Origin of the sequence: Streptomyces sp. HD, from assembly GCF_028369295.1 — a bacterium.
In the GTDB taxonomy this organism is placed as follows: domain Bacteria; phylum Actinomycetota; class Actinomycetes; order Streptomycetales; family Streptomycetaceae; genus Streptomyces.
The window spans coordinates 63,926-83,186 of record NZ_JAQMYP010000023.1 but is presented as its reverse complement, the minus strand read 5'-3'; the positions used below and the strand labels follow the sequence as shown (position 1 = coordinate 83,186).

The 19,261-nt window shown below is 71.2% G+C and carries 18 protein-coding genes and 1 riboswitch; of the genes, 5 read left to right on the top strand and 13 right to left on the bottom strand.

All coding sequences use genetic code 11. The features are described 5' to 3' along the window. Positions 1-25: 25 nt before the first annotated feature. The 9 genes from POF73_RS22890 to POF73_RS22850 all read right to left on the bottom strand — a co-directional run bounded on the left by POF73_RS22890 (position 26) and on the right by POF73_RS22850 (position 7,508). Complete coding sequence (locus POF73_RS22890) at positions 26-1,114, bottom strand: hemolysin family protein (protein WP_272118417.1); 1,089 nt, start codon at positions 1,112-1,114, stop codon at positions 26-28. Continuing rightward, a complete protein-coding gene (locus POF73_RS22885; RefSeq protein WP_272118415.1) occupies positions 1,111-2,436 on the bottom strand; it encodes a hemolysin family protein in 1,326 nt (441 codons plus the stop codon). Before POF73_RS22885 ends, POF73_RS22890 begins: the two co-directional genes overlap by 4 nt. Before the next feature lie 204 nt (positions 2,437-2,640). After that, entirely contained in the window at positions 2,641-3,099 is a 459-nt protein-coding gene (locus POF73_RS22880) for a PH domain-containing protein (RefSeq protein WP_272118414.1), read from the bottom strand. A 19-nt stretch (positions 3,100-3,118) separates the two neighbouring features. Next, entirely contained in the window at positions 3,119-3,970 is an 852-nt protein-coding gene (gene hisG / locus POF73_RS22875) for an ATP phosphoribosyltransferase (protein ID WP_272118411.1), read from the bottom strand. A 49-nt stretch (positions 3,971-4,019) separates the two neighbouring features. Then, the gene (locus POF73_RS22870; RefSeq protein WP_028803646.1) at positions 4,020-4,292 is read right to left on the bottom strand and encodes a phosphoribosyl-ATP diphosphatase; all 273 of its coding nucleotides are present in this window, start codon (positions 4,290-4,292) and stop codon (positions 4,020-4,022) included. 34 nt (positions 4,293-4,326) lie between these two features. Further along, the gene (gene ribH / locus POF73_RS22865) at positions 4,327-4,812 is read right to left on the bottom strand and encodes a 6,7-dimethyl-8-ribityllumazine synthase (RefSeq protein ID WP_126390041.1); all 486 of its coding nucleotides are present in this window, start codon (positions 4,810-4,812) and stop codon (positions 4,327-4,329) included. Positions 4,813-4,837: 25 nt separating this feature from the next. Beyond that, positions 4,838-6,217, bottom strand: a complete 1,380-nt coding sequence (gene ribA, locus POF73_RS22860; RefSeq protein WP_272118405.1) for a GTP cyclohydrolase II — start codon at positions 6,215-6,217, stop codon at positions 4,838-4,840. Further along, positions 6,214-6,864, bottom strand: a complete 651-nt coding sequence (locus tag POF73_RS22855; RefSeq protein WP_272118403.1) for a nicotinamide mononucleotide transporter family protein — start codon at positions 6,862-6,864, stop codon at positions 6,214-6,216. The genes ribA and POF73_RS22855 overlap by 4 nt, the downstream gene beginning before the upstream one ends. Beyond that, positions 6,861-7,508, bottom strand: a complete 648-nt coding sequence (locus POF73_RS22850) for a riboflavin synthase (RefSeq protein ID WP_272118402.1) — start codon at positions 7,506-7,508, stop codon at positions 6,861-6,863. The genes POF73_RS22855 and POF73_RS22850 overlap by 4 nt, the downstream gene beginning before the upstream one ends. Before the next feature lie 154 nt (positions 7,509-7,662). Further along, a riboswitch (FMN riboswitch) is annotated at positions 7,663-7,793 on the bottom strand. Positions 7,794-8,125: 332 nt separating this feature from the next. On the opposite strand from POF73_RS22850, the gene POF73_RS22845 reads away from it, so the two are divergent. Then, on the top strand, positions 8,126-9,016 hold the full coding sequence (locus POF73_RS22845; protein WP_272118400.1) for an RNA polymerase sigma-70 factor: 891 nt from the start codon (positions 8,126-8,128) through the stop codon (positions 9,014-9,016). A 90-nt stretch (positions 9,017-9,106) separates the two neighbouring features. After that, the gene (locus tag POF73_RS22840) at positions 9,107-9,862 is read left to right on the top strand and encodes an SDR family oxidoreductase (protein ID WP_272118398.1); all 756 of its coding nucleotides are present in this window, start codon (positions 9,107-9,109) and stop codon (positions 9,860-9,862) included. A gap of 222 nt (positions 9,863-10,084) precedes the next feature. On the opposite strand, the gene POF73_RS22835 is transcribed toward POF73_RS22840, so the two are convergent. Then, a complete protein-coding gene (locus POF73_RS22835) occupies positions 10,085-11,713 on the bottom strand; it encodes an ROK family transcriptional regulator (RefSeq protein ID WP_272118396.1) in 1,629 nt (542 codons plus the stop codon). A 226-nt stretch (positions 11,714-11,939) separates the two neighbouring features. On the opposite strand from POF73_RS22835, the gene POF73_RS22830 reads away from it, so the two are divergent. Next, positions 11,940-13,142 (top strand): MFS transporter, encoded by a 1,203-nt coding sequence (locus POF73_RS22830; RefSeq protein WP_443049593.1) that lies wholly within the window; start codon positions 11,940-11,942, stop codon positions 13,140-13,142. Between the two features lie 118 nt (positions 13,143-13,260). Continuing rightward, a complete protein-coding gene (locus tag POF73_RS22825; RefSeq protein WP_272118392.1) occupies positions 13,261-14,670 on the top strand; it encodes a uracil-xanthine permease family protein in 1,410 nt (469 codons plus the stop codon). Here POF73_RS22825 and POF73_RS22820 read toward each other — a convergent pair. Continuing rightward, positions 14,652-15,782: a glycoside hydrolase family 6 protein gene (locus POF73_RS22820; protein WP_272118554.1), complete on the bottom strand. Its 1,131-nt coding sequence runs from the start codon at positions 15,780-15,782 to the stop codon at positions 14,652-14,654. The two genes, POF73_RS22825 and POF73_RS22820, sit on opposite strands and share 19 nt — an antisense overlap. 173 nt (positions 15,783-15,955) lie before the next feature. Between POF73_RS22820 and POF73_RS22815 the strand changes: the two genes are divergently transcribed. Then, positions 15,956-16,642, top strand: coding sequence for a DUF5995 family protein (locus POF73_RS22815; RefSeq protein WP_272118390.1), 687 nt, complete (start codon positions 15,956-15,958; stop codon positions 16,640-16,642). A gap of 34 nt (positions 16,643-16,676) precedes the next feature. On the opposite strand, the gene POF73_RS22810 is transcribed toward POF73_RS22815, so the two are convergent. Together POF73_RS22810 and POF73_RS22805 are read right to left on the bottom strand one after the other, a co-directional pair. Further along, on the bottom strand, positions 16,677-18,377 hold the full coding sequence (locus POF73_RS22810; protein WP_272118388.1) for a flavin monoamine oxidase family protein: 1,701 nt from the start codon (positions 18,375-18,377) through the stop codon (positions 16,677-16,679). Between the two features lie 45 nt (positions 18,378-18,422). Further along, a complete protein-coding gene (locus POF73_RS22805; RefSeq protein WP_272118386.1) occupies positions 18,423-19,211 on the bottom strand; it encodes a carbon-nitrogen hydrolase family protein in 789 nt (262 codons plus the stop codon). Positions 19,212-19,261 lie beyond the last annotated feature (50 nt).

Genomic DNA, 19,261 nt, shown 5'->3' with positions numbered 1-19,261 from the left:
GACAGCCGGAGCCCGCGGGCTCCGGCTAGCCGGCCAGTGCCCCTTCCGGCTCCCCACTGCTCACCCGCGGCCCGGTGACCCGGACCTCCGGCAGCTCCCGATGCGCCGGATCCCGTACCTCGCCGACCAGCAGCTCCAGTACGTCCTCCAGGGCGACGAGCCCCAGGACCCGGCCGGACGCGTCGGCCACCTGGGCCAGATGGGTCGCGGCGCGGCGCATCACCGTGAGGGCGTCGTCCAGCGGGAGTTCCGAGCGCAGGGTCGTCATCGGGTGCCACACCTGCTGCGGCACCGCACGCTCGGACTCCTCCAGGTCGAGTACGTCCTTCACATGCAGGTAGCCCATGAAGGCGCCGTTCTCCGTCGCGACCGGGAAGCGGGAGTACCCGGTGCGGGCGGTGAGGGCGACGATCTGGCCCGGGGTGACCGACGGGCTGACCGTGACCAGGGACTCGCGGTCCAGGAGTACGTCCGTCACCGGGCGGGAGCCCAGTTCCAGCGCGTCCTCCAGACGTTCCTGCTCCTCGGGGTCGAGCAGACCCGCCTGGCCGGAGTTCTCCACGAGCCGGTTGAGCTGCTCGCTGGTGAAGACCGCCTCGATCTCGTCCTTCGGCTCGACCCGGAACAACCGCAGGATGGCCTGCGCGACAGCGCCGAGGGCCACCGTGATCGGCTTGCAGAAGCGGGCGAACCAGACCAGGCCGGGGCTGAGCCACAGCGCGGCCTTCTCCGGCGCCGCCATCGCCAGGTTCTTCGGCACCATCTCGCCGATGACCAGATGGAAGAAGACCACCGCGGCGAGCGCGATGACATAGGTCAGCGGATGGATCATGCCGTCCGGCAGACGGATCCACTCGAACACCGGCTCCAGCAGATGCGCCACCGTCGGTTCGGCGACCGCGCCGAGCGTCAGCGAGCAGACCGTGATGCCGAACTGTGCCGCGGCCATCATCTGCGGCAGCCGCTCCAGGCCGTACAGGACCTGACGGGCCCTTGCCGTGCCCAGCGGTTCGATCTGGCTGCGGCGGACCGAGACGAGGGCGAACTCGGCGCCGACGAAGAAACCATTGGCCAGTACGAGCAGTGCGGCGAAGAGAAGTTGGAGCACGCTCATCGGGCGACCTCCACCACGGACCCGGTCCGGACCAGCCGGACCCGCTCGGCGCGGTAGTGGCCGACCCGGCGCACCGAAAGGCGCCAGCCCGGCAGGTCCGCCTTGTCACCGACGGCCGGGATACGCCCGAGCAGGTCGGCGACCAGTCCGGCGACGGTCTCGTACGGCCCCTCGGGCACATCGAGACCTATGCGCTGGAGGATGTCGACACGGCAGCTGCCGTCGGCGTCCCAGGCGGGCCGGCCGTCCTCCGGCGGGGCGGCGGCGAGTTCGGGAAGGTCCTGACCGTCGTGCTCGTCGCGGACCTCACCGACGATCTCCTCGACGATGTCCTCCAGCGTGACCACGCCGGCCGTGCCGCCGTACTCGTCGACGACGACCACGATGGGCTGCTCGCTGCGCAGCTGGGCGAGGAGCGGCTGGACCGGCAGGGTCTCGGGGACCAGCAGCGCCGGGCGGGCGATACGGCCGACGGGCGTGCGCAGCCGGTCACTCGAACGGATCGCCAGCGCGTCCTTCAGATGGACCATGCCGACGATTTCGTCGATCTTCTCCCGGTAGACCGGGAAGCGGGACAGACCGGTCGCGCGGGTCAGGTTCACCACGTCCTCGGCCGTGGCCGACGACTGCAGGGCGCTGACCTTCACGCGCGGGGTCATCACATGCTGCGCGGTCAGTTCGCCCAGCGACAGCGTCCGTACGAAGAGGTCCGCGGTGTCCTGTTCCAGGGCGCCGGCCTGGGCGGAGTGACGGGCCAGGGAGACGAGTTCGTCGGGGGTGCGGGCGGAGGCCAGCTCCTCGGTGGGCTCGATCCCCATCGCGCGGACGAGGCGGTTGGCGACGGAGTTCAGCCCGGCGATCACCGGGTGGAACAGCCGCGCGAAGGCGTGCTGCGGGCCGGCGACGAAGCGCGCGACCTGCATCGGCCTGGACACCGCCCAGTTCTTGGGCACGAGCTCGCCGATCACCATCTGCACGGCCGAGGCCAGCAGCATGCCCACGACCACGGCCACCCCGGACACCGCGCCCTCGGGGATGCCGATCGCGGTGAAGGGCCCGCCCAGCAGCTCCGCGAGCGCCGGTTCGGCGAGCATGCCGACGACGAGGGAGGTGATGGTGATGCCGAGCTGGGTGCCGGAGAGCTGGAAGGACAGTTCCCTGAGCGATTCGACGACCCGGTGGGCGCGTTTGTCGCCCTCCGCGGCGGCCTTTTCGGCGTCCGTCGCCTCGACCGTGACCAGGCCGAACTCGGCGGCCACGAAGAAGCCGTTGGCGAGGATCAGAAGGAACGCAGCTGCAAGGAGCAGCAAGGGGGTACTCATGATGCCGCCGCCCCGGTATGTCGGGGGCGGGCGGCGCAGGTACTACAGGACGATCCGTCCATCGCTGGAGGGAATCACTCCTCGGGTAGCAGGGGAACCTCTGAGGATCCGGTCGGAACATCAGCGGCGGAGGCGTCACTGGAACGCCTCCGCCAACAGATTAATCAAGACATGGGGATTTACGGCAGGGTGGACGCCCCCGAGTCAGCCCTCATGCTTCCCGGGTTCCCTGATGGACCGGGCCTCGGCCAGGGCCCGCAGGGCGCGCGCGTCGGCGATGGCGTGCTGCTTGGCGATGCCGGGCTGGATGCCGAGCGCGGGCAGGCTGGTGCCGTCGCTGAGGTTGAGGAACACCCAGGGATCACCCGGGCGGAGGTTCACCTGGAGGATCTCGGCCCAGTCGAGTCGGCGCCTGGTCGCGATGTTCACCACGGTGACACCGGACTCGTCGGCGACGACCTTGACCCGGGCCAGCATCGCCAGCACACCGGACATGAGCGCCGCGGTGAAGACGAAGCTGAGGCGCTCGCCCGGGCTGAGCTTCTCCAGCATCAGGGCAACCGTGGTGATCACCACGAAGATCGCGGCGGCCGCGGTGAGCAACACGGCCCGGGTGCGGCCCGGCCGGAATGTGACGGGCAGGGTGGGCAGTTGTTCGGACATCTCAGTACGGCCTCCCGGATCAGAGGCGGCAGGCGTGGATGGCCGTGGTCAGGATGGCCCGGGCGCCGATGTCGTACAGGTCGTCCATGATCCGCTGCGCCTCCTTGGCCGGAACCATCGCCCGGACGGCGACCCAGCCCTCGTTGTGCAGCGGCGACACGGTCGGGGACTCCAGCCCCGGAGTGAGGGCGACGGCCTTCTCCAGCTGCTCGACGCGGCAGTCGTAGTCCATCATCACGTACGTCCGGGCGACCAGGACGCCCTGGAGGCGGCGCAGGAACTGCTGCACCTTGGGCTCCTCGGCGTCCGCGTCGGTGCGGCGGATGACGACGGCCTCGGACTTCATGATCGGGTCGCCGACGACCTCCAGGCCGGCGTTGCGCAGCGAGGTGCCGGTCTCGACGACGTCCGCGATGACCTGGGCGACACCGAGCTGGATGGCGGTCTCGACGGCACCGTCGAGGTGGACGACGGAGGCGTCGATGCCGTGGTCGGCGAGGTGCTTGGCGACGATGCCCTCGTAGGAGGTGGCGACCGTCTTGCCGTTGAGGTCCGCCAGGTCGTGGCCGACGATGCCCGGCTTGGTGGCGAAGCGGAAGGTGGAGCGGGCGAAGCCGAGCGGCAGGATCTCCTCGGCGTTGGCGCCGGAGTCGATCAGCAGGTCACGACCGGTGATGCCGATGTCGAGCTGGCCGGAGGCGACGTAGATGGCGATGTCGCGGGGGCGGAGGTAGAAGAACTCGACGTCGTTCTCGGGGTCGACGATCCGCAGTTCCTTGGACTCGCGGCGCTGCTGGTAGCCGGCCTCATGCAGCATGTCCGCCGCAGGGCCGGAGAGTGAACCCTTGTTGGGGACGGCGATGCGCAGCATGAGGTCGGCTTCCTTCGTTCGCTCTTGCGGTGGGTGGGGTTGCTGGTGCTCAGAGGTGGGCGTAGACGTCGTCGAGGGAGATCCCTCGGGCGACCATCATCACCTGGACGTGGTAGAGCAGCTGCGAGATCTCCTCGGCGGCCGCGTCCTTGCCCTCGTACTCGGCGGCCATCCAGACCTCGGCGGCCTCTTCGACGACCTTCTTGCCGATGGCATGGACGCCCTTGCCCACCAGTTCGGCGGTGCGGGACGTGGCGGGGTCGCCGTTTGCGGCCTTGTGCTGGAGCTCGGTGAAGAGCTCCTCGAACGTCTTCTTGGACATGGTGACGCTCAGCCTATGCCACATACGCCTTTCGTCAGCGCCAGGGTTCAGATACTGAACGGAGCGTCGCCGCCGTGGCCACGGCCGCCGTGACCGCCTCGTGTCCCTTGTCCTCGTTCGAGCCCTCGATGCCCGCCCGGTCCAGGGCCTGCTCCTCGGTGTCGCAGGTCAGCACGCCGAAGCCGATGGGGACGCCGGTCTCGACCGACACCTGGGTGAGGCCCTGGGTGACGCCCTGGCAGACGTACTCGAAGTGCGGGGTGCCGCCGCGGATGACGACGCCGAGGGCCACGATCGCGTCATAGCCGCGGCCCGCGAGGACCTTGGCGACCACCGGGAGCTCCCAGCTGCCCGGGACCCGCAACAGGGTCGGCTCGTCGATCCCCAGGTCGTGCAGGGCGCGCAGGGCGCCGTCCACCAGTCCGTCCATCACCTTCTCGTGCCACTGTGCCGCGATGACCGCGACCCGCAGGTCGCCCACATTGCGTACGGACAGCTCCGGTGCGCCCTTGCCGCTCACGTTCTTGAGTCTCCTCGGTGTGCTCTTACTGGTTGGTGCAGGTGGACAGCGCGGCTTCGGGGGCCTTGTCCAGCCAGGGCAGGTCGTGGCCCATCCGGTCGCGCTTGGTACGCAGATACGTCAGGTTGTGCTCACCCGCCTGTACGGGCATCGGCTCCCGTCCGCTGACCTTGAGGCCGTGGGCGAGGAGCGCGTCGGACTTGTCGGGGTTGTTGGTCAGCAGGCGCACGCTGCGCACGCCGAGGTCGGCCAGGATCTGCGCGCCGGCGCCGTAGTCGCGGGCGTCGGCGGGCAGGCCGAGTTCGAGGTTGGCGTCGAGAGTGTCGCGGCCGCGCTCCTGGAGTTCGTAGGCGCGCAGCTTGGACATCAGGCCGATGCCGCGGCCCTCGTGTCCGCGCAGATAGACGACGACTCCCCGGCCCTCGGCCTGGATGCGCTCCAGGGCGGCGTCCAGCTGGGGGCCGCAGTCGCAGCGCAGCGAGTGGAAGACATCGCCGGTGAGGCATTCGGAGTGGATGCGCACGACGACGTCCTCGCCGTCGCCGATCTCGCCGTGGACGAGGGCGACGTGCTCGACGCCGTCGACGGTGGAGCGGTAGCCGTACGCCGTGAAGGCGCCGTGGACGGTGGGCAGATGGACCTCGGCCTCGCGGCGGACGGTGGGCTCGGCGAGGGCCGGCTCCTCCTGGACCGGGGTGGGCGCCTGCTCGGCCGGGACGGTCTCCCGCTCGACCGCCCGCGGGCGCTCGGCGTCCCGGCGGTAGGCGATCAGGTCCTCGATGGAGACGATCGTCAGGCCGTGCTTGCGGGCGAACGGGATCAGCTCGGGCAGCCGCAGCATCTCGCCGTCCTCGCCGGCGATCTCGACGATGGCGCCGGCCGGGCGCAGCCCCGCGAGACGGGCGAGGTCGACGGCGGCCTCGGTGTGGCCGTTGCGCACGAGCACGCCGCCGGGCCTGGCGCGCAGCGGGAAGATGTGGCCGGGCCGGACCAGGTCCGACGGCTCCGCCTTGCCGCTCGCGAGGAGCTGCAGGGTGGTGGCCCGGTCGGAGGCCGAGATGCCGGTGGTCACGCCGTGCGCGGCGGAGGCGTCCACCGAGACCGTGAACGCGGTCTTCATCGACTCGGTGTTGTCCGCGACCATCTGCGGCAGTTCGAGCCGGTCCAGTTCCTCGGTCTCCATGGGCGCGCAGATCAGGCCGCGGCACTCGCTCATCATGAAGGCGACGATCTCGGGGGTCGCATGCTCGGCGGCGATGACGAGGTCGCCCTCGTTCTCGCGGTCCTCGTCGTCCACGACCACGACCGGGCGTCCGGCCGCGATGTCGGCGACGGCCTGCTCGATCGGGTCGAGGGTGAGGTCCTCGACGCCTTCGGTGCGGTACAGGATCGGTGCCGTCGTCATGCCGGCGCTCCTTCCAGGACGGGCCGCGCGTCGTTGCGGGAGCGCAGCCACCAGTCGCGCATGCCCCACAGGACGAGTGCGCCGTAGATGACGTAGACGAAGCCGGAGAAGGCGTAGCCGTTGGCGAAGTTGAGGGGGACGCCGACCAGGTCGACGAGGAGCCAGGCGAACCAGAACTCGACCATGCCGCGTGCCTGGGCGTACATGGCGACGATGGTGCCGACGAAGATGTAGGCGTCGGGCCAGGGGTCCCAGGACAGGGTCGGGTACGCCTTGAAGAGCAGCGCCACCGCGACGGTGCCGGCGGCGGCCGCCGCGACCATGGCCCCGCGCTCGCGCCAGGTGGCGAACCGGACGCTGATGTGGCCGTCGCCACCGTCTTCGGGCCGCCCCTTGCTGCGCTGCCACTGCCACCAGCCGTACAGGGCGACCACCATGACGACCGCCTGCTTGCCGGCGCTGCCGGTCAGATGGCCGAAGAACGCCCCGAACAGGATCAGACCGGCGAGGAACTGCACGGGCCAGGTCCATATGGAGCGCCGCCAGCCGAGCGCCAGGGCGGCGAGGCCGAAGAGGTTGCCGATCATGTCCGACCAGAGGATGTGCTGGCCGAACAGGACGAACGCCTCGGAGTTCAGCGAGTTCACCGGTCCGCCGTCCCTTCGGACGAGCCGCGGCCGGCGGAGGCGCGGTCGGAGAGGAGCCGGTCGCCCAGCATCCGCTCCACGTACTTGGCGATGACGTCGACCTCAAGGTTGACCGGGTCGCCGGGCTGCTTGTGGCCGAGCGTGGTCAGGTCGAGGGTCGTGGGGATGAGGCTGACGGTGAAGTAGTCCGGTCCGGCGTCGACGACGGTGAGGCTGATGCCGTCGACCGTGATGGAGCCCTTCTCGACGACGTACCGGGACAGGTCCGCGGGGAGCGAGATCTTCACGATCTCCCAGTTGTCGGAGGGCTTGCGCTCCAGCACCTCGCCGGTGCCGTCGACGTGGCCCTGCACGATGTGCCCGCCGAGGCGCGCGCCGACCGCGGTGGGGCGCTCCAGGTTGACGCGGGAGCCGACGGCGAGGACGCCCAGGCTGGAGCGGTCGAGGGTCTCGGCCATGACGTCGGCGGTGAACTCGTCGCCCTCGTGCTCGACGACCGTGAGGCACACGCCGTTGACGGCGATGGAGTCGCCGTGCTTCGCGCCGTCGGTGACGACGGGGCCGCGCAGTCGGAAGCGACAGGCGTCGTCGAGGGTCTCGACGGCAGTGATCTCGCCCAGCTCTTCGACGATTCCGGTGAACACTTCCCGGGTCCTCCTGCCTCATTCGGGCACGGACTCCGGGGCCTGTCGATGACGACAGAATGTACGAGCAGGGACACCGGGGGCGACGCCGGACAGGACCCGCCCCACAGGACGAGCCCAGATACGGCGGCGCGCATACGTGGATGCCCGCCCGCCGCGCACTGCCTCCCATCCGGACTTTAACCGTCGGTCCAGGAATTTCACCTGGTCAACCGGCCGCTGGAGGCGACCGGGTCGCGGACTGTAACCGCCGGTTCGGACTTTCACCGACCCCGGAGTGCGCTGCTTCTGGTACAGGGCCAGTGTGCCACGCCCGATCGGCGTCCATACAGGTGGACGGTGTGGGTTGGCTCACAGGCTGCCACGCTGGACTTTCACGGCCGACCACCCAGACCCCAACTGGCCCGTACGGACATCCTGTTGAGCTTGGTCCAGACCTATTGACGCAATGGTCTAGTCCTCTCTAGGGTGCGGGAACCCGGTGCGGGAACCCTCTCGGCCTCGGGTCCCTCTTCCAGTAGAGCCCCCCGCAGACGGCCCGGCGGCGGTGACGACGGCCCTTGCCCGCCGCCGGGCCTCCCAACTCCCGCTGTCCGCGGCTCTGGCAGGGTGAGGGCATGACGACCGCGACCGCCGACGAGTTCGAGACGCACCGGCCCCGGCTGTTCGGCCTGGCGTATCGCATGCTGGGCTCCGCCGAGGAGGCCGAGGACACCGTCCAGGACGCGTATCTGCGCTTCAGCGGTGCCGACCGCGGAGCGATCGAGTACCCGTCGGCCTGGCTCGCCAAGGTCGTCACCAACCTCTGCCTCACCCGGCTGACTTCGGCCCGGGCGCGGCGCGAAAAGTACGTCGGGCCCTGGCTGCCGGAGCCCGTGGTCACCTCCGACGGCACCCTCGGCCCCCTGGAGTCCGCCGAGCAGCGGGACGCCGTGTCCATGGCGATGCTGGTGCTGCTGGAGCGGCTCACACCGACCGAGCGGGCGGTGTACGTGCTGCGGGAGGCGTTCGCGTACGGCCACCGGGAGATCGCCGAGGCGCTGGAGCTGACGGAGGCCAACTGCCGGCAGCTCTACCGGCGGGCGGTCCAGCGGGTGGGTGAGTCGCGGTCGCGATTCGAGTCGACTCCCGAGCGGCAGGAGGAGCTTGTCAGGTCGTTCCTCACGGCCGCCCGGGAAGGCGATCTCGGCGGGCTGGAGAAGACGCTCGCGGCCGACGTCACCTGGTGGAGCGACGGCGGTGGCAAGGTCACGGCGGCCCGGCGGCCTATCGAGGGCCGCGAGAAGGTGTTCCGCTTCCTGGCGGGCGCGGCGCGCACCTTCCTGGTCGGCGTGGACTTCACGCTCGTCGAGATCAACGGCTCGGCCGCGCTGGCCGCCTGGACGGGCGACACGCTGCTCTCGGTGGTGGCGTTCGAGGTGCGGGACGGGCTGGTGGCGGACGCGTGGGCCGTGGTGAACCCGGACAAGCTGGAGTACGTGCGTCGGCAGCTGACGCGGGCCACGTAGAGGCTGTCACATTTCGCGTGGGGTACTCGGTCCCAGCTGACGAGGGGCGTTCCGTCCGGGAGCGCCCGGCGTCCGAAGGGGCTGTACGACATGACCACGATCCTGGTGACCGGCGGTACCGGAACACTCGGTCGGCTCGTCACCGAGCGGCTGCGCGCGGACGGGCACGAGGTGCGGGTGCTCAGCCGGCATGCCCAGCAGTACGCCGTCGATCTGCGCAAGGGCGGCCCTGCCCTGGACTCGGCGGTGGCGGGCGCGGACACGATCGTGCACTGCGCGAGCTCGCCGGGCGGCGGGGACGAGGAGGCGGCCGGGCATCTGATCGCGGCGGCGCGCAAGGCGGGCGTGCGGCACCTGGTGTACATCTCGATCGTCGGCGTCGACCGGGTGCCATTCGGCTACTACAAGAGCAAGCTCGCGGTGGAGCGGCTGGTCGAGGAGTCGGGGCTGGGCTGGACGGTGCTGCGGACGACCCAGTTCCACGACCTGCTGGTGAGGGTGTTCGCCATGGTGTCCAAGCTGCCGGTCATGCTGCTGCCGGCCCGGGTGAAGGACCAGCCCGTCGAGGTGGCGGAGGTCTCCGACCGGCTCGCCGAGCTGGCCCAGGGTGCTCCGGCCGGGCGGGTCGAGGACATGGGCGGCCCCGAGGTACGGACCTTCGAATCGCTGGCCCGCGCATACCTGAAGGCAACGGGCCGCCGACGCCTCGTGGTGAGCGTGCCGCTGTGGGGGAAGGCGTACGGCGGCTTCCGCTCGGGCGGCCATCTGACACCGGGGTGCGCGGTGGGGAAGGCGACGTTCGAGGAGTATCTGGGGCAGCGGTTCGGGGGTGGACGGGGAGTGTGACGTCTGCCTGACGCTTCCGGGCTGGGCGGAGCGTCCCGACAACACTTCTGGGCCGGGCCGGGCGACCGACAAACGCTTCCGGGCGGGGCGTCCGGCCGGCGCCCAGGAGGCGACGCCTGGCCAGCGCCCAGGAGGCCACGGAACCACTGGCCGTGCCCCCGCCCCCGCTCCGGGCGGCGGTCAGCGGCCAGCGGTCAGCGGTCAGCGGCCAGCGGTCAGCGGTCAGCGGTCAGCGGTCCGGGGAGCGAACAGTTCGTCCTGGGCCGCGTCCCGTGCGGTGAGCAGCGCCCCGCGGAGGACGGCACCGCCGCCGAGGCTGCTGGGCCGCACCACCGTGACCAGCGGCGACATCCGCCGGATCCGCTCCTCCACCCGACCGGCGAGCTCCTCCCCGCCGGCCTGCCCGACCTCACCGCCGAGGACCACACAGCCGGGGTCGAGAATGGCGACGACGGCCGCGGCGCCCACGGCGAGGCGGTCGGCGAGGGCGTCCAGGAATCGACCGGCCGAGGCGGCGCCGCCGGAGATGCCCGTCGGCTCGGCACGCTCCGCCAGCCCCGCACCCTCCGCCAGCCCCGCGTGCTCCGACAGCCCCGCACCCTCCAACGGCCCCGCAGCCTCCGACGGCCCAGGGCCCTTCGACAGCCCCGCAACCTCCGACAGCCCGGCGCCCTTCGACAGCCCCGCAACCTCCGACAGCCCAGGGCCCTTCGACAGCCCCGCAACCTCCGACAGCCCGGCGCCCTTCGACAGCCCCGCAACCTCCGACAGCCCGGCGCCCTTCGACAGCCCCGCAACCTCCGACAGCCCGGCGCCCTTCGACAGCCCCGCAACCTCCGACAGCCCCGCAACCTCCGACAGCCCCGCACCCTCCGACAGCCCGGCCGTCTCCGACACCCCGGCCCGCTCCGGCCGCTCCTCGCCTGGACCCCCACCGCTCACTCCCGCCACCAGCGCCACGGCCTCTCTCACGGCTGCCGCGGCCAGCGGCTCGTGCGCGGGGGTGTCCTCCACGGTCAAGCCGTGCGCCTCCGCCAGGTCCACGATCGCCGATGCCCCCGCCAGCGAGTGGAATCCGCCCTCGCAGTCCACCGCCGACGGCAGCCCCGTCGTCCCGGGCACCGGCAGGAAGCCGATCTCGCCGGTGCCGCCGGAGGCCCCGCGGCGCAACGCCCCGTCGAGGACCACGGCCGCGCCCGTGCCGTGGCCCAGCCACAGCAGTACGAAGGTGTCCCGGTCCTGGGCCACCCCGTCGCGCTGTTCCGCGAGGGCGGCGAGGTTGGTCTCGTTCTCGACGTTGACGCGGGCCTCGGGGAGCCGTTCCTGCAGGGCCGCCACCAGGCGGCGGTGCCATGCGGGCAGGCCCGAGGAGTCGCGCAGTTCGCCGCTGGCCGGGTCGATCAGGCCCGGGGCGCCGATGCCCACCGTATGGAGCCGGTCCGCGCCCGCCTCCTTCGCGACCCGCTCCACCAGGGCCACCGCCTGCTCCACCGCGGGCCCCGTCCCGGTGTCACCGCCGATCGGCACCGACGCGTCGGCGAGGACGGCCCCGACCAGGTCGGACACGACCACGGAGACGCCTTCGGTACGGACGTCCAGCGCCGCCAGATGGGCGCGGTCGGCGACGATGCCGTACAGCTTCGCGTTGGGGCCGCGCCGCTGCTCCCCCGCCTCGCCGACCACGTCGATCAGGCCGGCGGCGGTGAGGCGTTCGACGAGGTCGGCGACGGTCGGCCGGGACAGGCCGGTCAGCTGCTTCAACTGCCCTGCCGTCAACGGGCCCTCCTGCTGCAGCAGACGCAGGGCGAGCCGGTCGTTGATGGCCCGGGCGGTGCTCGGGGATGCGGGCATGCCGGGATCCTTCCAGATCGGCGGGGCCGTGCGGCCTACTGCCTACTGCCTACTGCCTACTGCCTACTGCCTACTGCCTACTGCCTACTGCCTACTGCCTACTGCCTACTGCGGATGCTGCCGCCAGGCCTGCAGAATAATCTCTATCTATCAGGCAGGGTTCCTGATAGTTTACGCCGCGACCAGGCACGAAGCGAGGACCGGGAGGGGCCGCACAATGGGTGGGATGGTCTACGACCTGCGCGAGGTGAGGCGGGCCCGGTATGCCGTGGCCGCCGTCTTCGCCGCACACGGCGCCGTCACCGGCTCGTTCGCGACACGCGTGCCGTGGATCGCGGACCACGCCGGCGTCAGCGCGGGCCAGTTGGGGCTGGCGCTCGCCTTCCCCGCGCTCGGTGCCTCCCTGGCGATGCCGTTGGCGGGCAGCATCAGTCACCGCTTCGGCGCCCGCAACGCACTGCGCGGACTGATCGCCCTGTGGACGCTCGCCCTCACTCTGCCCTCGCTCGCCCCCAATCTGCTGACCCTCTGCCTGGCGCTGTTCATCTACGGCGCGACGGCGGGCATGGCGGACGTGGCGATGAACGCGCTCGGCGTCGAGGTCGAGAACCGCCTCGGCCGGTCGATCATGTCGGGCCTGCACGGGATGTGGAGCGCGGGCGCCCTGATCGGCTCGGCGGCCGGCACACTCGCGGCCCATCTGGGCTCCGACGCCCGGCTGCACCACGCGCTCGCGGCGGCGACCCTCACCTTCCTCGGCGTCCTCGCCTGCCGGTGGGTGCTCGACCTGCAGCCCGCCGAGGACGAGGAGCCGCCGCCCCGGTTCGCGCTGCCGCCCAGGTCGGCGCTGCTCATCGGCGCGGTCGGCTTCTGTGCGGTCTTCGCGGAGGGCGCGAGCCTGGACTGGTCGGCGGTCTATCTGCGGGACCAGCTGGAGACCTCGGCCGGGCTCGCGGCGGCGTGCACGACCGGGTTCACGCTCACCATGGCGATCGCCCGGATCGCCGGGGACCGGATCGTGGACCGCTACGGGGCCGTGCGCACGGTCCGGTTCAGCGGCGTCCTCGCCACGCTCGGCGGACTGCTCATCGTCGTGTCGGACCGGCCGGCCGTGGCGATGGCCGGGTTCGCGCTGCTGGGGCTGGGCATCGCGGTGGTCGTGCCGCTGTGCTTCGCGGCGGCGGGCCGCAGCGGCCCCAACCCGTCGCTGGCCATCGCGGGCGTCGCGACGATCACCTACACCTCGGGGCTCATCGCCCCGAGCGCGATCGGCGGGATCGCCCAGGCGACCAGCCTGACGGTGTCCTTCTGCCTGGTCACCGTGCTGGCCGCCGGCCTCGCCGTGTTCGCGAACGTCCTGCGGGCCGGCGACCGCGACCGCCCGAAGGTGAGCCGGCCTGACGCGGCGGTCCCCGACCCGCGGCGCTGAGTCTCGCGCCGGCCGGCGGGTATCCCCATCGGCGCCGATCAGCCCTGGTCGGCGCCGTCCCGGGCGTCCCGGACAATGGTCCGGACACTCACCCGCCCGACGAAAGCGAAACCGCACCATGGATCTCGGCGTCCGCTGGAAACTGCACGGCGACGGACGCACTCCGGCGCCCGGAGCGGTGGTCCGGCCCGACGAACGGCTCTCCTGGCCCCGCACGTTCGGACTCGGCGCCCAGCATGTGGTGGCCATGTTCGGCGCGTCCTTCGTGGCGCCGGTCCTGATGGGGCTCGACCCCAACCTGGCGATCATGATGTCGGGCGTCGCGACGGTCGTCTTCCTGCTCGCCACGCGCGGCCGGGTGCCCAGCTACCTCGGCTGCTCCCTCTCCTTCGTCGGCGTCGCCGCGGTCGTCCGGGCCGACGGCGGTACGAGCGCGACCGTGACGGGCGCGGTGTTCGTCGTCGGCGTCGTACTGTTCCTGGTCGGTCTCGCCGTACGGCGCTTCGGGGCGCGGATCATCCACGCCACGATGCCGCCGATCGTCACCGGCGCCGTGGTGATGCTGATCGGCTTCAACCTCGCCCCGGTGACGGCCTCCACGTACTGGCCGCAGGACCAGTGGACGGCGCTGCTGGTGATGCTGTTCACCGGGCTGGCCGTGGTCTGTCTGCGCGGGTTCTGGTCCCGGATCGCGATCTTCCTCGGCTTGCTCTTCGGCTACGGCATCTCCTGGGCCTTCGACCGGATCTTCGGCAGGATCCACTCGGTCGACGCGAGCGGCAAGCTCACCGATCACTGGCGGCTCGACCTCTCCGGGGTCTCGAAGGCCGACTGGATCGGGCTGCCCGAGCTGCACGGCCCGTCCTTCCAGTGGTCGGCGATCCTCGTCGCGCTGCCCGTCGTCATCGCCCTGGTCGCCGAGAACGCCGGGCACGTCAAGGCGGTCGGCGAGATGACCGGTGACAACCTGGACGACAGGCTCGGCACGGCCATCTCCGCGGACGGCGCCGCCTCGATGCTCTCCACGGCCGTGGGCGGCCCGCCCAACACCACGTACTCCGAGAACATCGGCGTGATGGCCGCGACCCGCGTCTACTCCACCGCCGCGTACTGGGCAGCCGCCGGCTTCGCGCTGCTCTTCGGCGTCTGCCCCAAGTTCGGCGCGATCGTGGCCGCGATCCCGGGCGGCGTCCTCGGCGGCATCACCGTCATCCTGTACGGCATGATCGGCCTGCTCGGCGCGCAGATCTGGATCAACGCCGAAGTGGACCTGCGCAATCCGCTGAACCTGGTGCCGGCCGCGGCGGGCATCATCATCGGCGTCGGCAACGTCACCATGGAGTTCACCGACACCTTCGAGCTCAGCGGCATCGCGCTGGGCACACTGGTGGTCATCACCGGCTACCACGCGCTGCGCGCCTTCGCCCCGGCTCACCTCAAGGCGCAGGAGCCGTTGCTCGACGAGGGGACGTCGTCCTACGACGAGGAGACCGACGCCGAAAGCGGGCCTCAGCGCGCCAAGTCATAGGCGTACGACGCCGTGAACGTCCCCGGCCTCCCCTTGCACCCGTCCGACTCCCCCGGCAGCTTCACCCACAGGTAGGCGTCGATCCGTGCCTCCCCGGTGGCGAGCGTCGGTGCCCGGCCCAGCTTGCGGCCGGACGGGTCGCACCACTCCCCGTCGGCCGGGGCTCCGGCGCCGTTGCGGCTGGTGTCGATGACGGCGCCGAGCGAGGCGGGGCCGCCGAGGGCGTCGAGGACCTGGCGGTCGTAGGCGATCTCGTCGGGCGTGGTGTGGAAGTTGGAGACGTTGCTGAAGACGCCGTCGGAGGATGTGGTCGAGGCGGCGCCGGCCCGCTTCAGCAGGGCCGCCTGCTTGCCGGGCGCGTTCCAGCCGGAGTGGCCGGCGTCGTAGTAGACGCGTGCCCTGGGGTTGGCCTCCTTGAGGACACGGCCCGCACGGGCGAGGGAGGCGAAGCGGTCGGCACGCGCCCCTTCGGAGAGACACTCGGACTGGGCGATGGAGTCGGGTTCCAGGACGACGATGACGTCGCCGGAGCCGAGCCCGGCGGCGAACCTGTCCATCCAGGCGTCGTAGGCGTCGAGGTCGGGTGCGCCGCCCTGGGAGTGCCCGCCGCAGTCTCGGTCCGGGACCGCGTACGGCACGACGACCGGTATGCGCCCCGACGCCGACCCGCCCGAGGTCACCGCGCGGACCCGGGCGGTGATGGTGTCCGGCGTGAAGTCGGCGAACCACACCGCGGCCGGCTGGGCGGCGATCCGGGACTGGATGACGGCGTGGCGCGGGTCGCCGGTGTTGTCGCGGACCCATTCCAGCACCTGGGAGTCGGGGTGGCGGTAGAGGCGTGCGGACACCACGGTCGGCTGCCGTTCACTCCCGGTCCTGGTCGGCGAGGGCGTCGGAGCGGGTTTCCGCTTCGGGGCCGGCGAAGTGGGCTTCGGCGAGGGGGACTTGGTGAGCGACGGGGAGGCGGACGGCAGGAGCGGCAGGGACTCCAGGCTCGGGGAGCGCGTCACCTCGGGCGGTCTGGCCTCGTCGGAGCCCCGTCGTTCGTCGAGGGCGGACATCATGCCGGTCACGGTGCCGACGGCGACCACGACCGAGGCCGCCGCGACCATCGCGCTTCGCCGGGCCGCCCTCCTGCGCGCGGACCTGCGTGCGGCCAGTCGCTGGGCACGTAAGCCTGCCACCGTCGCGCTCCCCCTCCCCCACAGCGAGCGCGTTCCCCCGTTCTGGGGAAGCGCCGGGCCCGCCGACACCCCCGCCAGCCTAAAGCTGCGACTCTGCCCCCATGGCGCAATGCGAACAATTCACCACAGCCGTGGACGCGGTCATCTCCCGTATGCGCGCCCTCGACGCGGCCCTGCCCGACCGCGACGGGGTGGCGGTCTTCAACCGTGTCTACCTCACCGTCACGCAGGCGGTCGACCGGGACATCGACGGCGCCCGGTTCGCGGACGCCCGGGCGGCGATCACGCTGGACGTGCGGTTCGCGGAGCGGTATCTCGCGGCGGTGGAGGCGGCCGAGGACGAGCGGCGCCCGCCCGCCTGCTGGCGGCCCCTGTTCCAGATGCGCCGCCATCCCGGCGTACGACCGTTGCAGTTCGCGCTCGCGGGCATCAATGCGCACATCGGCCACGATCTGGCGCTCGCCGTGGTGGACGCCTGTCGTAGCCTCGGCTGCGAACCCGCCGAGCTGGAGGACGAGTTCGATCGAGTGGGTGATCTCCTCGTCTCGCTGGAGGAGCGCATCCGCGAAGATCTGATGCCGGGCCCCGACCTGCTTCAGATCGCCGACCCGCTGACCCATCTGCTCGGCTCCTGGAGCCTGGAGCGGGCCCGGGACGCCACCTGGTCGACGGCGCGGGCGCTGTGGGCGCTGCGCGGACTCCCGGACGTCGCCGAGGAGTTCACCGGGCGCCTGGACGCGGCGGTGGGCTTCGCGGGCCGCATGCTCCTCACACCGCTGCCGGACTGAGCGGGTCCGGCAGCGGATTCCGCATGAACTCCGGTCAGTCCTCCGGGAGTTCCACCGGTGCGATCTCGTCGTAGACGTCACCCGGACCCGGGTTGGTGGCGTCCGTCGCCCCGCCGAAGTGGTGCATGACGCCCCAGACCGCGTTCAGCGCGGTCTGGACGGCGCCCTCGGCCCAGCCCGCCGTCCAGGAGATGTCGTCGCCTGCGAGGAAGATGCCCCGCTTGTCCTCGGGCAGCCGGTCCTGCATGAAGTGGGTGAACAGGCGCCGCTGGTAGCGGTAGTGGCCGGGCAGGTTGGCCTTGAACGCGCCCATGAAGTAGGGCTCGTTCTCCCAGGAGACGGTCACCGGGTTGCCGATGATGTGCTTGCGGACGTCGACCTTGGGATAGATCTCGCCGAGCGACTTCAGCATGACCTCCATCCGCTCGTTCGCGGACAGCGGCAGCCACTTCAGGCTGTCGTCGCACCAGGTGTAGGAGAGGCAGATGACGGCGGGCTTGTCCGGGCCGTCGTCCAGGAGATAAGTGCCGCGCGTCATGCGGTCGGTGAGCGTCATCGACATGACGTCCCGTCCGGTCTCCTCGTCCTTGTCCAGCCAGAACGGCCGGTCGACGGGCACGAAGAGCTTGCTGGACTCCATGTAGTGGGTGCGCTCGATCGCGGTCCAGTGGTCGATCGGGAAGAGCGAGTCGTCGCAGGCGATCTTCGACAGCAGCATCCAGGACTGGGCGGTGAAGATCGCCGCCTGGTAGGTGCGGATGTCGCCGTTCGCGTCGGTCACGGTGATCCGGTTGCCCGAGGTGCGGTGCAGCCGGGTCACGGCCGGGCGGGGCGCGCCGTTCTCGTGCAGGCCGGCGAGCGAGGTGCCGTAGGACCAGTGGACGATCTTCTCCGGCTCGCGGTCCCAGAGGCGGAGCGGCAGCTGCTGGGAGCCGCCGACGATGCCGCGGTGGTGGTCGTCGGCCTCGGTGTAGACGACGCGCAGGATCTCCAGGATGGAGTTCGGGAAGTCGGTGTCCCAGCCGCCGGTGCCGAAGCCGACCTGGCCGAAGATCTCGCGGTGCCGGAAGGACTTGAAGGCCTCGGAGTCGCAGAGGAAGCCGTAGAAGGTCTGGTTGTCGAGCTTCTCGACGAGCTTCGCCCAGATCTCGCGGATGCGCGGCACGTCCCGCTCGCGCATGGCGCGGTTCATGTCGGAGAAGTCCGCGCCCTCTTCGAGGCACTTGTTCCAGGCGGCGGCGACATCGCGGTAGACCTGCGGGAGGTCGTCGATCGTCTCGGCGTAGTGCGACTCGCCCTTGAGGTCGACGACGGTCGAAGGGGTCGCCTCGGCAAGGGGGTTGGGGAACGGGCTGGTCTTCAGCCCCACCAGGTCGATGTAGTGCTGGAGGGCGGTGGAGGACGGCGGGAAGCGCATCGCGCCCATCTCGGCGGTCAGGCCCTCGGTGCCCGCACCCTCGAAGCCGACGGTGCGCAGCCGCCCGCCGATCTCGTCGGCCTCGTACACGACCGGCTTGAGGCCCATCTTCATCAGCTCGTACGCGGCGACGATGCCGGACAGGCCGCCGCCGATGACCGCGACCTCGGTGCCGTGCGCGGTCGCGGGTATCTGGCCGAGCCCCGCCGGGTGGGCGAGGAAGTCGTCGTACGCGTACGGGAAGTCCGGGCCGAACATGGTGATCGGCGGCTGCTGCTCGTCGGCGTGCTGGACGGCGTTGGGCACCATGGACGTCATGGGGTACGGACTCCTTGCGAGTGCTGCTGGTGAAGGCTGGGGGATTCAGACGAGGGACCCGTAGAGACCGGGGCGGCGGTCCTTCAGGTACGGGTTCGCCTCGCGGGAGGCGGCGAGGAAGACGGGGTCGACGTCAGCGAGGACGAGCTCCGCACCACGCCCGGCGCGGGTGCGGGCGACCCCGTCGGGGCCGGCGAGCGTGGAGAGCCCGACGAACTCGAACTCTCCTTCCTGGCCGACCCGGTTGACGTACGCGACGTACATCTGGTTCTCGAAGGCCCGCACCGGGATCATCGACTCGGCGACGAACTGGAACGGGTGCATCTGCGCGGTCGGCACCAGAAGCAGGTCGGTGCCGGCGAGGGCGTGGGCCCGGACGTTCTCCGGGAACTCGACGTCGTAGCAGATCAGGATGCCGACGCGGAGGCCGTCGAGCTCGGCCTGGACGACCGGCTGCTCGCCCGGCGTGAAGTGGTCGCGTTCGAAGCAGCCGAAGAGGTGGGTCTTGCGGTAGTTCGCCAGCCGGGTGCCGTCGGCGGAGATCAGCTGGGCGGAGTTGTAGACGCTCTCGCCGTCCCGCTCGGGGTATCCGTAGGCGATCGCCAGGCCGTGCCGGCCGGCGATCTCGGCGATCGCGTCCGCGCAGTCGCCGTCGGCGGGCTCGGCGAGGCGGGCGATGTCGTCGCCGATCGCGTACCCGGTGAGGAACATCTCCGGCGCCACCAGCAGCCCGGCGCCCGCGGCGGCGGCACGGCCCGCGGCCTCGTCGAGGACCTTGAGGTTCTCGACGGTCGAGCCGGGGCGGCCGGAGCTCTGGAGCAGGGCGGTGCGCATGCGTGTTCCTCACCGGGCGGAAGGATGGGGGGACCCAATTGGGGCCACAA